The sequence below is a fragment of the Parasphingorhabdus sp. genome (genome assembly GCF_039939955.1).
In the GTDB taxonomy this organism is placed as follows: Bacteria; Pseudomonadota; Alphaproteobacteria; order Sphingomonadales; family Sphingomonadaceae; genus Parasphingorhabdus.
In genome coordinates this window covers 192,875-208,028 of the sequence record NZ_JBDVHS010000005.1, presented here as the reverse complement: position 1 = coordinate 208,028, position 15,154 = coordinate 192,875, and the positions used below count along the sequence as shown (strand labels likewise).

The 15,154-nt window shown below is 56.4% G+C and carries 14 protein-coding genes; 6 read left to right on the top strand and 8 right to left on the bottom strand.

The window, feature by feature from the left end:
- Positions 1-6 precede the first annotated feature (6 nt).
- From ABJG22_RS06265 to ABJG22_RS06250, 4 genes are all read left to right on the top strand, one after another.
- Positions 7-1,161 carry an acyl-CoA dehydrogenase family protein gene (locus ABJG22_RS06265; RefSeq protein WP_348019395.1) on the top strand — a complete coding sequence of 385 codons (1,155 nt, stop codon included), beginning with the start codon at positions 7-9 and terminating at the stop codon, positions 1,159-1,161.
- Positions 1,161-2,189 (top strand): acyl-CoA dehydrogenase, encoded by a 1,029-nt coding sequence (locus ABJG22_RS06260; protein WP_348019394.1) that lies wholly within the window; start codon positions 1,161-1,163, stop codon positions 2,187-2,189. The genes ABJG22_RS06265 and ABJG22_RS06260 overlap by 1 nt, the downstream gene beginning before the upstream one ends.
- Positions 2,190-2,260: 71 nt before the next feature.
- Entirely contained in the window at positions 2,261-3,238 is a 978-nt protein-coding gene (locus tag ABJG22_RS06255; RefSeq protein ID WP_348019393.1) for a nitronate monooxygenase family protein, read from the top strand.
- Positions 3,239-3,240: 2 nt separating this feature from the next.
- Entirely contained in the window at positions 3,241-4,026 is a 786-nt protein-coding gene (locus ABJG22_RS06250; protein WP_348019392.1) for an SDR family NAD(P)-dependent oxidoreductase, read from the top strand.
- A gap of 58 nt (positions 4,027-4,084) precedes the next feature.
- Here ABJG22_RS06250 and ABJG22_RS06245 read toward each other — a convergent pair whose 3' ends face one another.
- From ABJG22_RS06245 to ABJG22_RS06225, 5 genes are all read right to left on the bottom strand, one after another.
- A complete protein-coding gene (locus tag ABJG22_RS06245) occupies positions 4,085-4,534 on the bottom strand; it encodes an RcnB family protein (protein ID WP_348019391.1) in 450 nt (149 codons plus the stop codon).
- Positions 4,535-4,684: 150 nt separating this feature from the next.
- Positions 4,685-5,632: an alpha/beta hydrolase gene (locus tag ABJG22_RS06240; protein WP_348019390.1), complete on the bottom strand. Its 948-nt coding sequence runs from the start codon at positions 5,630-5,632 to the stop codon at positions 4,685-4,687.
- 9 nt (positions 5,633-5,641) lie between these two features.
- Positions 5,642-6,400, bottom strand: coding sequence for a crotonase/enoyl-CoA hydratase family protein (locus ABJG22_RS06235; RefSeq protein WP_348019389.1), 759 nt, complete (start codon positions 6,398-6,400; stop codon positions 5,642-5,644).
- Positions 6,401-6,418: 18 nt separating this feature from the next.
- Complete coding sequence (locus ABJG22_RS06230) at positions 6,419-7,543, bottom strand: acyl-CoA dehydrogenase family protein (RefSeq protein ID WP_348019388.1); 1,125 nt, start codon at positions 7,541-7,543, stop codon at positions 6,419-6,421.
- Between the two features lie 15 nt (positions 7,544-7,558).
- Positions 7,559-8,773 carry an acyl-CoA dehydrogenase family protein gene (locus ABJG22_RS06225; protein ID WP_348019387.1) on the bottom strand — a complete coding sequence of 405 codons (1,215 nt, stop codon included), beginning with the start codon at positions 8,771-8,773 and terminating at the stop codon, positions 7,559-7,561.
- A gap of 147 nt (positions 8,774-8,920) precedes the next feature.
- Here ABJG22_RS06225 and ABJG22_RS06220 point away from each other — a divergent pair, with 147 nt between their 5' ends.
- Both ABJG22_RS06220 and ABJG22_RS06215 read left to right on the top strand, forming a co-directional pair.
- Entirely contained in the window at positions 8,921-11,149 is a 2,229-nt protein-coding gene (locus ABJG22_RS06220) for a molybdopterin-dependent oxidoreductase (RefSeq protein WP_348019386.1), read from the top strand.
- A gap of 82 nt (positions 11,150-11,231) precedes the next feature.
- A complete protein-coding gene (locus ABJG22_RS06215) occupies positions 11,232-11,996 on the top strand; it encodes an SDR family oxidoreductase (protein ID WP_348019385.1) in 765 nt (254 codons plus the stop codon).
- Between the two features lie 100 nt (positions 11,997-12,096).
- Here the strand turns inward: ABJG22_RS06215 and ABJG22_RS06210 are convergent, their stop codons facing one another.
- From ABJG22_RS06210 to ABJG22_RS06200, 3 genes are all read right to left on the bottom strand, one after another.
- The gene (locus tag ABJG22_RS06210; protein ID WP_348019384.1) at positions 12,097-12,555 is read right to left on the bottom strand and encodes a MaoC family dehydratase; all 459 of its coding nucleotides are present in this window, start codon (positions 12,553-12,555) and stop codon (positions 12,097-12,099) included.
- Between the two features lie 24 nt (positions 12,556-12,579).
- A complete protein-coding gene (locus ABJG22_RS06205; protein WP_348019383.1) occupies positions 12,580-13,494 on the bottom strand; it encodes an SDR family NAD(P)-dependent oxidoreductase in 915 nt (304 codons plus the stop codon).
- A 77-nt stretch (positions 13,495-13,571) separates the two neighbouring features.
- A complete protein-coding gene (locus ABJG22_RS06200) occupies positions 13,572-15,095 on the bottom strand; it encodes a wax ester/triacylglycerol synthase family O-acyltransferase (protein WP_348019382.1) in 1,524 nt (507 codons plus the stop codon).
- Positions 15,096-15,154 lie beyond the last annotated feature (59 nt).

Genomic DNA, 15,154 nt, shown 5'->3' with positions numbered 1-15,154 from the left:
ATAGGCATGCAGCGCTTTAATTTCCCCGTCGTCCAGCCCGAACCGGCCCTAGAAGAATTGCGCGCCGATCTGCAGCTGTTCATGAAAGAAGAACGCGAGGCGGGTAATTTCCGGCCGGAACCGGAATGTTGGATGGCCTCGGCAGACCCTGAATTTTCCCAAAAAATGGGCAAGCGCGGCTGGATTGGCCTGACCTGGTCCAGCCAATATGGCGGCCACGACAAGAGCGCGCTGGAACGCTATATTGTGACCGAGGAAACTTTGCGCGCTGGCGCACCCGTCGGCGCTCACTGGATTGCCGATCGCCAGCACGCGCCCATGCTGCTGGCGCACGGCACCGAGGAGCAAAAACTCGATATCCTGCCCCGTATTGCCGCAGGGGATTGCTATTTCGCCATTGGCCTGAGTGAACCGGGCGCCGGTTCGGATCTTGCCAATGTCAAAACCAAAGCCGAGAAAGTCCCCGAAGGCTGGAAAATCAACGGCCAGAAAATCTGGTCCTCCGGCGCGCATATCTCGCATTATATGGTGGCCTTGCTACGCACCTCGCCAGCCGATGGCCGCAACCGCCATGTCGGCCTCTCGCAGATCATGATCGACCTCAGCCTGCCCGGCGTTACGATAAAACCGATTGTTGATCTGTCCGGCGATGCGCATTTCAACGAAGTCTATTTTGAAGACGTAATTGTCCCCGACGACTGCCTGCTCGGCGACGAAGGCGGCGGCTGGAAACAGGTCACCGGCGAACTGGCGATGGAACGCTCCGGTCCGGAACGCTTCCTGTCCAGCTATATCACGCTGGAAACCGCGCTATGGCAACTGACCGGCAAAATGGGTTCGGATAGCCATGGTCGCCTCGGCAAGATGATCGCCAGTCTGCGCACGTTGAAAGGCATGTCCTGGGGCATTGCCAATCTGCTTAGTCAGGGCGTGTCACCGGAAACCGAAGCAGCGCTGGTCAAGGATCTCGGCAACCGGCTTGAAAATGATCTAACCATGGAGGTCCGCGCTCTGCTGAACGACCTGCCCACGGAAGAATGGAGCCCCGATATGCGGCGGATCATGAATATCGGCGTGTTACGCTCTCCGCCCAACACTTTGCGCGGCGGAACAACCGAGGTGATGCGCGGCATCACTGCACGGCAATTGGGATTACGCTGATGATCAACACCGAAGCTATGGTCGCTGAAACCGCGACAAAAATCTACACAGACCTGTGTGACCGCGAAGTGCCGCATAAAGCCGAGGCCGGTGAATATCCGCAAGCACTCTGGGATGCTCTCGCAGAAAATGGCCTGCCACTCGCCTGGGTCCGTGAATCCAATGGCGGCTTTGGGGCCGACTATGACGAAGTCTTTGGCGCCATCTGGGCTTCGGCACAGGCCGCCTCTCCGGTACCCTTCGCCGAGACATTGATCGCCAACTGGATGCTCGATCAAGCGGGCCTCGCTCCCGCCGACGGAAGCGCCAGCTTTGCCCTCAGCGGACATACGCCTAGCGCCGACATTCCCTTTGGCATGCATGCCGACAAGATTGTCCTGTTCGACGAAGCGCATCAGGAAATATCTCTATTCGACAATCGCGCCGCCACCCGGTCGCCCGAAGAGGCCTTGTCTCCTGATGGCATGACGCAATTCATATTCTCCGGCCATGTCGCGGAGCAATCGGCCAAGACCAATCTGTCCCGCCGGGCGATAGAAGCGCTCATCCTGACGGTCCGCGCTGTGCAAATGGCAGCGGCCATGGAAATGGCACTGAATATCTCGATCGAATATGTCTCGCAGCGCGAACAATTCGGCCGGCCCTTGTCCAAATTTCAAGCGATCCAACACCAGTTGGCGGTTGCCGCGTCCGAATGCGCCGCCGCAACCATGGCCGCCACACAGGCAGCCAGCAGCATCACCCGCAACGCCGGTGATCCGGAAAAAGCCTGGCATGAAGCCGCCATTGCCAAGGTCCAGATCAGCCATGGCATAGAGACCGTCACCGTGCCTTTCCATCAGGTCCACGGGGCCATGGGCTATACGCAGGAATATGACCTGCACCATTATACCCGCAGACTCTGGGCATGGCGCGACGCGCTGGGCAATGAACATCACTGGTCCAAATTGCTGGGCGCAGAGCTTGCCCTAACGTCACCCGATCAAATCTGGAAAGGCGTGACAACCGGCGAGTGGATTGCTAGTTAATTGCGCAATTAAGTTGATTCCCGGACGGAGCAAACATGCTTCCAATCCTTCCAATAGCAGGAGCAAATTCCATGAAAACACGCATCACTGAACTTTTCGGCATCGAACATCCGATCATTCAAGGCGGCATGCATTATGTGGGATTTGCTGAACTCGCCGCAGCCGTATCCAACGCGGGTGGCCTGGGCATCATCACCGCCCTGACCCAGCCTTCTGCTGCCGCGCTGGCCGATGAAATCGCCAAATGCCGGGACCTGACCGACAAGCCGTTTGGCGTGAACCTGACCTTTTTACCGGTCGTCAACTCGCCTGATTATGAAGGCATGGTCAAAGCGATTATCGATGGCGGCGTGAAGGCCGTGGAAACCGCTGGTAACAACCCCGTTCAGGTGCTCCCTGCCCTGCACGATGCGGGCATCAAAGTGATCCACAAATGTACCGCCGTCCGTCACGCACTGAAAGCGCAGAGCATTGGCTGTGACGCGGTATCCGTCGACGGTTTCGAATGCGGTGGCCACCCTGGCGAAGATGATATTCCAAACATGATTCTGTTGCCGCGTGCCGCCGACGAACTGGACATTCCCTTTGTCTCCTCCGGTGGTCAGGCTGATGGCCGCAGCCTTGTTGCTTCTCTCGCCATGGGCGCAGAAGGCATGAACATGGGCACGCGCTTCATCGCTACCAAAGAAGCACCGGTGCACCAGAATGTGAAAGACGCAATCGTCGCCGCCAGCGAACGCGACACCCGCCTTGTCATGCGCCCGCTGCGCAACACCGAGCGGGTGCTCAACAACCCTGCGGTTGAACGGCTGCTCGAAATCGAAAAGGAAAAAGGCGCGGACCTGCAATTTACCGATGTGATCGAACAGGTCGCGGGCGTCTATCCAAAGATCATGCTCGAAGGCGATATGGACGTTGGTGCATGGAGCTGTGGCATGGTCGCCGGCTTGATCAACGATATTCCAACCTGTCAGGAACTGATCGACCGGATCATGGCCGAAGCGGATGAGATCATCAATCAACGGCTCAAGGGTTTTCAGGCCGCATAACGATGGAACCCTATCAACCGCTCAGCCGCTCCATTGCCGGCAAGGTCGCGATCGTAACCGGCGCGGCCAGCGGTATGGGGCGGGCGACCGCGCATCTCTTCGCCTCGGAAGGCGCGCATGTCGCGGTCACCGATCTCGATCAGGCAAAATGTGACGCTGTCGTGCAGGAAATCACTGCGGCAGGCTATGACGGCAGCGCCAATGGCTGGGCACTGGATGTCAGCAACCCCGATGTGATCAAGGCGGTTGTCGGGGAAATTGCCCGAAGCTCTGGCGGCATCGACATTCTTGTCAACAATGCGGGCTTTGCAATCCCTGCCGACATTGCAGAAGAAAGCTACGAAAACAGCTGGGGACCGACGCTGGACGTCATGCTATCGGGGCACCAGAGGATGATCCGCGCTGCCTTGCCGCATCTACGCAAGGCCGATCATCCACGGATCGTAAATGTCGCCTCGACCGAGGGGCTGGGCGGCTCGCCGGGCAACAGCCCCTATGTCGCTGCGAAACACGGCGTGATTGGTTTAACACGCGGGCTTGCGGTTGATCTTGGGCGCGATGGCATCACCGTGAATTGCATCTGTCCGGGACCGATCCGCACCGGGATTACCGATGCGATCCCCGAGGAACATAAAACCATCTACGCGAAACGCCGTGTGCCGCTGCGCCGCTATGCCATCCCCGAAGAGGTTGCGCATATGACGCTCTCTTGCGTGCTGCCGTCAGCAAGCTTTCTGACCGGAGCCGTGATTCCGGTCGATGGCGGGCTGACGATCAAAAACGCCTGACACCAAAGCCCCCGGAATCGCTTCCGGGGGCTCTCGTTTCCACTCTTGCCGGTTGATCCTAGCGGGCAATCGCGTTGCCGATCACCGCTCCGATCAGGCCGCTGGTGACAGCGATCAGCACTGCGTCATTGCCGGACCGGACCCATTGATAGCCGCGCGGCGCATTCGACAGCCGGTAAGCACGGGGGTTGTTGATCACCCGGTAATTGGTCGCATAGCGCCGGTCAAACCGCTGTCCCTTGGTCCAATTCCTCTGGTTCTGGTTCATCGCATAGCGGGTTTTGCTATAGCGTAAGGGAGCCGCTCTCTGTCTGGTGACGGTCTTGGTCACAGTGCGCTTGCTTCGCGTGTTCGCGGTGTTTTTCTTCACCGTCCGCTGCGTGGTTTTTTGGACCTTCTTATATTTGGATTTTGCGACGCTATTCTGCGGGGCGGCATGGGCCTGCGCCGTAACAAGCGGGGACACTGCCATGGTCGTGACTGCCAAAGCCATCAGAAACTTTTTCATGTTCAAATCCTTTTTCTATCCGGCGCCAACTGCGGCGTCACAGGTAGAAATAAGGAAAGCCTGTCGCAGACTTTTGTCAGATTCGCGGTTCTTTGTATTAGATTGTCGCAAAACTGCGTTTGGTTCATCTGACAATCAGCTAACCGATGGTCATTCTGCCCAAACGGCTAACATGGACCGCAATGCGGTTACCAACGCCAGTGGCTGATCAAGCATCAGATGATGTTCAGCCTCCGGTATAGCGACCATCGGAATATGGCTACCGCCAAGTTCGCGGAGATAGGCCGCGCTGTCGTCGTCAAACAGCTTGCTCTTCGCACCATAGATAATCCCCAGCCGATGCGGCAAATCGACGATACGCTGCGGCGCTTTCAACCATTTCGCTTGATCGTCGACGCTACGATGGAAGACCATCGGGTCAAATTTCCACGACCAGCCGCCTTCGACAGGCTTCAAAGAATGATAGGCCATATATTCGAGCAGGAACGGCGCTTGCGCGTCCTGTGGCGGTGACAGGACAAAGCGCCCGCGCGCGGTTTCATAATCAGGATAGATATTGTTCGGCTTGTCAGACCGGCCGGATCCGGGCGGTCCATTGGACCCTTTGAAATGGGCCATTAGTTTTTCCGGCCGCATGATCATCAGGTCACAGATGATCAGACCGCCAAAGCGCTCACCCGCCAGTTCCATCGCGGTGAGCGCGACGCCGGAACCAAAGCTATGGGCAATGATCTTCGGTTTGACCGGTCCGGAAAACAGATCAAGCGCCTCGGCTACGGCAACCATACCCGTAGCGCGCGTGTCGCCATTGGTCTCGGGGACCATCTCGCTCTCGCCCATGCCCGCGAGATCATAAGCAATAATGTCATATTCTTCGGCCAAAAACGGTGCGATAAAGGCAAAGCAGCGCGCGTGGGCCAGAAAGCCGTGAGTCATCAGCAACGGCGGCTTGCCGCGCTTTCCCCACCGGAAATAATGGACCTTGCAGCCCTCTATTTCGACAAAATTTTCTTCACGCGGGACGGCCATCGCGTCCACGAACCATGCGGGCAGGTCTTGCGACGCTGCCCACTGATCTACAATGTCTGTGCTTGCCATAAGTAGGGCTTATTCACCCTTCCAGTCGGGCTTACGTTTTTGCGCAAAGGCCAAAGAACCTTCTTGCGCATCTTTCGACGTGAAGACTGGCATCGTGATTTCGGCCTGTTTCTTCCAGGCTTCTTCGCTGGTCCAGTCATAGCTTTCGTTGATGATCTTCTTGGTCGCTTTCAGCGCCAGTGGTCCATTGGCTGCCACTGTTGTTGCCAGCTCTATCGCTTCATCAATCGCAGCGCCTTCGGTCAGACGGTTGACGAAACCAACGTCATAAGCGCGTTGCGCAGAGAAGAAATCGCCGGTCAGAGCCATTTCCATCGCGATCCGCTTGCCGACCAGTTGCTGCAGCTTGATCACACCACCGGCCGCTGCGACCAGACTGCGTTTCACTTCGGGAATGCCAAATTTCGCGTTCACATTGGCAACACACAGATCACAGGCCAACGCCAGTTCCAGGCCGCCAGCCAAGGCATAGCCTTCGACCGCTGCAATAATCGGTTTTTCCGGACCTTTTTCGGTAATGCCGCCAAAGCCATAGCCTTTCACCGACGGCGTTTCACCGCGCAAAAAGCCCTTGAGATCCATGCCTGAGCAGAATGTTCCACCGGCGCCGGTGATGATGCCCGCGTTGAGGCTATTGTCATTGTCGAGCTGTTCCATCGCCGCGCGAATGCCTTCGGCTGCTGCCTTGGTCATCGCATTTTTCGCGTCGGGCCGGTTGATCGTGACGATGATGAAACCGTCTTGAATATCGGTGAGTACTTCAGACATTATTATTTCTCCTGATTTTTAATCGAACAGCAAGTTGGCCAATTTCGAGCGTTGGTAGGCCGCATCACCGATCAAGGCACCTGACAAAATCGCTTTGCGCCGATGCAATTGGGCATCACAATCATGGGTGAAGCCAAAACCGCCATGAAATTGAATGGCCCGGTCTGCCGATGTCGAATAGCTGCTATGCGATTGCGCCGCGGCCATCCGTACAGCGACTTCGCCACGACCTTGCTCGCCCCAGCTATTGGCGGCACTGTAAAGATGCGTGCGCGCTTTTTCATATTCGACATAATTGTTCACCGTCGGGTGTTTCAGCGCCTGATAGCTGCCGATAATCTTGCCAAACTGCTTGCGGGTTTTGAGATATTCGAGCGTATAGTCGATCACCGATTGCGCGCCGCCGGTCATTTCTGCTGCGTGAAGCAGGCCCGCAGCCAGCTCGATCTTCTCCAGCGTCTCCCGGGTCCGGCCTGCGTCGAACAGAGCATCGGCTGACAAAGTCACACCATCCAGTGTCACTTCATAGCTGCGCGCGGTTTCGTCAATCACCGTTTCGCGGCGCAGCGCACCTTCCGGCAGGGCCGATCGCTCGATCAGGGCAAAGCGCACCGCGCCGTCAATTTTCACCGAAGCAATGATCAGCTCCGCGCTATCGGCCCAGAGCACCAGCTGTTTCTTGCCGGACAAGGTAACCGTGCCGCCACTTTCGACGCCAGACGCGTCAATGTTGGACAAGTCCCAATCGCCATTATCTTCGCGCAGGGCCAGTGTTGCCGCAGCACCTGCTGCAATTTTCGGTAGCCATGCGGCCTGCTGTGCTTCGCTGCCGCCTGCCAGCAAAGCCTGCGCCGCCAGCGTGGTCGATCCGAAGGGATTGCTCATCAAGTTGCGCCCCATTTGCTCGGCGATCGGAACGACTTCCGCCATCGACAGGCCAACCCCGTCATGCGCCTCGGGTATAGCAATCGCCAGCCAGCCCAACTCGCCGATCTCGCGCCAGATGTCGGGATCATAGCCCAGATCATCATCGATCAGCGACCGCACCTTTTCGACCGGGCTTTTATCGCGACAAAAATTGGTCGCCACGTCCATCAGTTCAATCTGCTCTTCGGTTGTCCCGATTGTGCCTAAATTATCCATGATATTACTTTCCGATCAGCGTGTTTTGGGGAGGCCGAGCGCGTGCTCTGCGACAATGTTGCGCTGAATTTCTGAAGTCCCGCCGCCAATGGTTGCCGAGAAACTGTTCAAATAGCTGCGATGCCAGTAGCCGTCATCGATCGCATTTTCGTCACCGACATAATAGCCAGCCTTGGTGCCTTGAAAACCAAGCGAAAATTCGGTCAGCTCGCGGATCAACTCTGTACGTGCCAGCTTGTTCATCAACGGCAGACCCATCGGCTTGTCCTGCATCAGCTGCGGCATCCGGCGACGGGTGTTGTTCAAATTCAGCGCCTGAATGTCGATCATATATTGCGTCATCTTGTCGCGCATCACCGGATCGTCGAGCAAAGGCTTGCCGTTACGGACCGAGTTTTTCGCTAGCTCGACAATTTCCATCACGTCCAGTTCCTTGACGAAGAAACCGCCTACCGGTTTAACCTTGGCGCCGCGTTCATATTCCAGCGTCTTCATCGCCATCGACCAGCCATTGCCCTCACCGCCGAACAGGCAGTCAGCGGAAATACGCGCGTCGCTGAAGAAGGTCTGCACAAAGCCATATTCGCCGGTCAGTTTCTTGATCCGACTGGTGCTGATCCCATCCACCTGCATCGGATTGAGGAAGAAGCTGAGGCCTTTATATTTATTCTCGGCTTCAAAATCGGTCCGCGCCAGCAAGATCATATATTTCGCGCGATCACCCAGCGAGGTCCAGATTTTCGAGCCATTGAGGACATATTCATCACCATCTTTCACGGCTCTCAACTGCGCGTTGCCAAGATCGGAGCCGTTGTCCGGTTCAGAGAAGCCCTGACACCAGATATCTTCGGCATTGAGCATGCCTTTGATATATTTCTGTTTCTGCTCTTCGGAACCAAGATCAAGGATCAAGGGTCCGGCCCAGCCATTGCCAATGGCGTTGAGCATGATCGGCGCATCATATTTCTTCATCGCCCGGGTCGCCGCGCGCTGATACTCACTGTGCAAACCGCCGCCGCCATATTCCTTTGGCCAGCTGGCGCCCAAATAACCGGCTTCATAAACTTTGCGCTGCCAATCGCGGAGGAAATCAAATTGCTGGTCGGTGGACACTTCCATGAAAGTCAGGGGCAGCATGAAACCCGGATCGCGAACGGTATTCTCCTTGAACCAGGCGTCTGCCTGTTCAGCATAGTCCTTCAGTTCGGCTGCACTCGGTTTGTCGGCCATGATCTTGCTCCCAATTTCTTATCAATAGGGCCAGTGGCACAGCCCCATTGCCTACGATATTGCTTGAATCGATAGCCGGTTAATTGAACGATTAAATTGCAAAAAGCAATGGTCGGGGCCTGCTAAATAAAGCCAGTGGAGAGAAATATGGTCACCGAAACCTTTAGCGGGCAGAAACATGTCATGTGCCGGGCGTGTCACGCCCATTGCGGATTGATTGTCGATTTCGAAAATGGTGTTCCCGTCAAAACCCACGGCGACAAAGACAATCCGGAATTTGAAGGTTACAGCTGCATCAAAGGACGGCAGCTAGCCAATTATCATAGCTTCGATACACGGCTGCTGACCAGCTACAAAGACATGAAAAACGGCCAGAAACAAGCGGTGCACTGGCGGGATGCCGCTGGTGATATTGCCAGACGGCTGGAACGGATCGTCGAGGAACATGGTCCTGACAGCGTGGCCTCCTATGTCGGTACCTTCGGCTATAATAACGTCAACGCCCATGCGTTCTTGCTGGCCCTGATGGAATCGATCGGTTCGACATCCGTCTATGACAGCGTCACCATTGACCAGCCGGGCAAAGGCATTGCCCGCGCCCTGATTGGGCCTTGGTTGGCGGGTGCACCACGCGTTGGCGACTGGGACGGACTGATGCTCGTAGGCACCAATCCCATTGTATCGATGAACGGCGGCCTCGGTATGAATCCGGCCAAAAAACTGCACGATGCGAAGAAGCGCGGAATGCAGTTGATCGTGATCGACCCGCGCGTGACCGACAGCGCAAAACAAGCCGATATCCATCTGCAATGCCGTCCCGGCCAAGACCCGATTCTGTTAGGCGCCATTGCAAAAATTGTGATCAACGAGGGGCTGTACGACAAGGATTTTGTCGCGAGCGACATCGAAGGTCTCGCAGCGCTCAAAAAGGCCGTGCAACCCTTTGATGCCGGACCGGCCGCCGAACAAGCCGGCGTAGCGGCGGATGATATTGTCCGCGCGGCGCGCATGTATGGCAGCTGGAAAAAAGCCAGCATCAGCGGCGGCACTGGTCCAAATATGTCAGGCGGCGGCAATATCACCGAATATCTCAATCTGGCGCTCACATCGATCATGGGCCACTGGTTGCGCGAAGGCGATCTCAATCGCCGGACCGGTGTATTCACCAAGCCGGCTCCGCCCATTGCCGCCACGCCGGGCCCGATACCGGCATGGGGTTTCGGGCGCAAATTGCACAGCCGCGATCTGGAACAGAGCATATCCGGCATGCCAACCGCCGCCTTGCCCGACGAGATACTGACCCCCGGCGACAAGCAGGTGAAGGCCCTGATCTGTCTCGGCGGTAATCCGATGCTCGCCTGGCCCGATCAGCTCAAGACTTTCGAGGCGATGAAAGCGCTCGATCTGCTAGTCTGCATTGATCCGCGCATGTCGAAAACCGCCGAACTGGCCGACTATGTCATCGCGCCCAAGCTGCATTATGAAGTGCATGGCAACACAGCTGCACCGGAAATCTATGGTGGATTTGGCGCGGGGTGGGGTTTTGAAAATAATTATGCGCAGGCGAGCCCGCCGATCATGGAATCGCCCGAGGGCTCGGATCTGTGCGAAGAATATCAGTTCATCCATGCCCTTGCGACCGAAATGGACAAGACCATCAAGGTCAAGTCCTGGGCCTTGCTCGCTCATCCGGACGAGCGTGAGGACACCGCCACATCAATTCCACCAGGCGAAACGCCAGACCCGATCAGCGCCTGGAGTGCGTCGCTCAAGGGCTGTACCGCAGATATTGCCCAACTTTATGAAGACGAAGAGGCGCAAAAGGGCAAGGTCGTCGATGCGCAAGCATTGCTGGTGCAGCCCAAGCCAGCCGATTGGGAAGGCAAGCTATCGGTCGGCAATAGCGCGATGCTGGACGAACTCAGCGAATATGCGGATCGGCTCGGCCAGCCTATCGAAGCCGATGCATTCCCCTTCCGGATGATTGGACGACGGATGACCGCAATCCACAACAGCAATTGGCACGAAGACCCGGTCCAGCGCAAACGCGTGCCGCATCATCCGGCCTTCATGAACCCCGCCGATATGGAAACGCTCGGCCTATCCGAAGACCAGCCGGTCGAAGTGGAATCGGCGCGGGCCTTCATCAGCTGCGTCGCCAAAGCCGACAAAACCGTGCGCACGGGTTGCGTATCCATGCCGCACAGCTGGGGCACCAATCCCGATGAGAAAGAAGATCCGCTGGGCGCCGGTGGCAATACCGGACGGCTGTCCTACAATGATCGCGATTTTGACAAGCGCACCGGCATTCCGTTGATGAGCAGCATCCCGATCCGGGTGCGGGCCAAACAGGTGGATCTGGAACCGGCGGAATAATTGCCACTAAACCAAATCCGTTCGTGCTGAGCCTGTCGAAGCATCCGGCTGGACGCGAACGGCAAATATTGGAGACTCTAGCATGACCAGTCCTCTCTTTGATCTCACCGGCGAAGTCGCCGTCATCACGGGCGCAGGAAGGGGCATTGGGGAAGGCATGGCCAAGACGCTGGCCGATGCGGGATGCAATGTCGTCTGCGCCTCCCGCAGTATCGACGAAATCAGCCGCGTCGCCGACGAGATCAACGCCAGCAACAGCAGCGGCCGGGCGATTGCCCAGACCACCGATGTCACCAGCGCCGAACAAATGGATGCTCTCGCCCAACGCGCGGTCGACGAATTTGGTCGGCTCGATATCTGGGTCAACAATGCCGGCGGGTCGCTGGTATCCGCACCGCTCACCGAGCTGGACGAAGCGGAATGGGACAAAACCTTGGCGACCAACCTAACGTCGGTATTCCATGGCGTCCGCGCCGCTTGCAAACATTTTGGCCAAGGCAGCCGGATCGTCAACACCAGCTCCATGGCCGGACAAGATCCCTTCCCCGGCAGCGGCCATTATAGCGCTGCCAAGGCCGGCGTGTTGATGTTGACCAAGACATTGGCGCATGAGCTCGGCCCCAAGACTCGGGTCAACGCGATCCTGCCAGGCTTTGTCCCGACAGAAACGGTGAAGAAAGCGCTGAGTATGACAGACGAGGATTTTGTCGGTTTTGAAGATACGCTGGGCTTGCCCGCCGGGCGTCTGGGCACGCCACAAGATATCGGTGCGCTGACGCTTTACCTATGCGCGCCAGCTTCAGAATGGGTTACCGGACAATGCATTCGCATCGCGGGCACGCCCTAAAACCACTAGCGCCGTGATGCCTTCGGTTGATCGGTGTTGAAACGAAAAAGGGCCCCGGAACCAGTCCGGAGCCCTTTGTCCAAAATATCATCCGGTCACCTTAGCCGACGACGATCATCACCAATGATGTCGCGATCAGCGCCGGTGTGTCGATACCGTCAATTTCCACAATAACATTGTAGGTCAGCAACCAGCGACCCGGCTGCTTTTCTACTGCGTCGACCAACGTATGGCGTCCACGCACCTTGGATCCGGCGCGAACCGGGTTGAGGAAGCGCACTTTATCAAAGCCATAGTTAATGCCCATGACCGTGCCTTCAAGACCCAGCGTCGTGCCATAAGATAATTTCGGCAGCAAAGAGAGCGTCAGCAATCCATGTGCGATGGTGCCGCCAAAGGGTGTGGCCTTGGCTTTTTCTTCATCGATATGAATGAACTGATGGTCTTCGGTGCAGTCAGCGAACGTGTTGATGCGGTCCTGTCCCACTTCAACCCAGTCAGATACTCCGACTTCTTTGCCTTTCCAGCTTTCGAGCTCGCTTGGTTTAATCGTTGGCATAATATCTCTCCTAAATTCGGGCTTTTAGCCCTTCATAACTTCCTGCATCCGGCGGAAGAATTTGCCGCCCTGTCCGCCGCCATTAGCATATTCCTGCATGCCGGTTTCGTCGAGAATCTGGTCGATATTCTCGGCAATGGATTCCGCGTTGCGTTTCTCAACCGGCAACCAAACACCCTCTGTTTCAAAGATTTTTGCAGCGGCAAAACCACCAGCACCAGCAGTCAAGATTGTCTTCGATGGCGCGCCATCACTGCACAGATAGACCACAGCAGGGGTAACGGCTTCTGGGACTAAGGCTTTCAAAGCTTCTTCCGGCATGATGTCTTCGGTCATGCGCGTTGCGGCAACGGGTGAGATGCAGTTGGTATGGATGCCTTTGCCAGCACCTTCCTGATGCAGGCTGTTCATCATGCCGACCAAAGCAAGCTTCGCAGCGCCATAGTTGACCTGACCAAAGTTGCCATAGAGACCCGTCGAGGACGTAGTCATCACGATCCGGCCATATTGGCGTTCGCGCATATGGTCCCAAACCGCCTTGGTGCAATTGGCACTGCCAGTGAGGTGGACGTCCATGACAAATTGAAAATCTTCCAGCGTCATTTTGTGGAAGCTTTTATCGCGCAGCACGCCGGCATTGTTGACCAGAATATCAACATGACCCCATTTGGCGATCGCGTCGGCAACCATTTTTTCAACCGCAGGCATGTCGGTCACGCTGCAACCAGCGGCCATGGCTTCGCCGCCTTCGGCTTCGATTTCCGCAACAACCTGCTCGGCAACCGTTGCTGATCCGCCCGTGCCATCACGGGCACCGCCAAAATCGTTGACGACAACTTTTACGCCGCGCCGCGCCAGTTCCTTGGCATGTTCGCGGCCGAGACCGGCACCAGCGCCTGTGACGATGGCGACGCGGTCGTTAAATTCTACTGTGCTCATGGCGAGTCCTTTTTGTTAACCGAATGATTAACAAAAGCGATGCGCAATCAGACCCAATGAGTCAAGCGGCAAGGCCGCTATTTTCCGGTCCTTTTTACCCGAACCCTGCCTGCCGTAGCGGCAGAGGCAGAAACCCGCTTTTTCGGCTTTTTGGCCTTCTTGACCTTTTTCGCTTTGGCCTTTTTCTTCGCCGCCGCATCCAGCAGGTCCGCAAAACTACGCGAAATGCAAGTCGCGTAAAACTCTGGATCCGGCATGATATTGCGATCCGCCAAAAAGGTCAGGATGACATTGCCATTATAGCTGGTCACCACATGGAATAGCCCCTGTCCTTCCGCCAATATGCCCATGCCGAAGGATTTCACCAACTCGGCACCGGCAAAATACATCGGCACCATTGGCCCCGGGACATTGGTGACCACGGAATTCACCGCTGGGTTGAGACGCTCGACGAGACCGGCACGCACCATCATCTTGGTCCCCGCAGCCGTCAAACCGGCCGGCATCGCACCCGATAATTCCATCAAGGTCTTCGCACCGAGGGCTTTGGTCATCGCTTTGGACCGCTGGGTTTCCTCCATGATGAACTTCAACCGGTCACCGGCGTCGGCAAGATGCGTCCCCACACCGACCTGCATCATCGTTACCTGATTGCCAGCGGAGTCCTTGTCATTGTCTGATCGAACCGATACCGGCGCACCGATTTTCATCGTCTTGTCGGGAAGATCGTCATGCGCCTGCAAATATCCACGCATCGATCCGCTGACCGTTGCGATCATCACATCATTGACCGTTGCGCCTTGAAAAGCCTCCCGAATTGTCTTGATATCGGACAGGGCAAATTCACGCCCGTCAAACACGCGGTGCGGGCTCAGTTTTTTGTTGAATCGAGTCTTGGGTATGCTGCCCTTCGCATCATCGCGCTGACGATATTCGCGCTGCACATCGAGCAGTCGTTTCGGCATCGGGATGAGCTTTTGCAAATTCTGCAGCCCCCGGACCGGGTTGGCAATATTGTTAAACTGAGCCTTGGCCAGCAATCCAAAGGGATTGGGATCTTTTTCTGGTTCAAACTGCATATCAAACTGGCGCGGCTTCATCTGGGCATCGAGGTCGTGCAGCGCCAGCGTCATTTGCAGGCCGGATTGTCCATCAATCGCAGCATGGTGCATCTTGTGTAACACGGCAAAACTACCCTTTGGCACGCCTTCGACATTATCCAGCCCCTCAATGACCGTATATTCCCAAAGCGGCTTGTTCATGTCCATCGGGCGGGCATAGATGCGCGCCGCCTGAATGCACAATTGTCGCCAGTCACCGGGCTTGGGCAAAGCAATATGGCGCACATGAAATTCAAGATCGAAATTCGCGTCGTCGACCCAATAAGGATGATCGAGATCAAGCGGGACCCGGACCAATTTTTGCCGGAAAATCCGCGCGCCATCGAGGCGCCCCTCGATGTAGCGCAATATGTCCTTGAAACCGACCATCCCGTCTGGCGCGGTGGAAGGATCATAGATCAGCAACTGTCCAATATGCATCGGCGTGTTTGCCGTCTCGGTATAGGCAAACATCGCATCCAGTGCGCTGAGCTGTTTCATGGCGATTCCCTTAAGATGCTCCAATGGAGAGCAGCCTAATTCAAATTTCTCCAATAAGC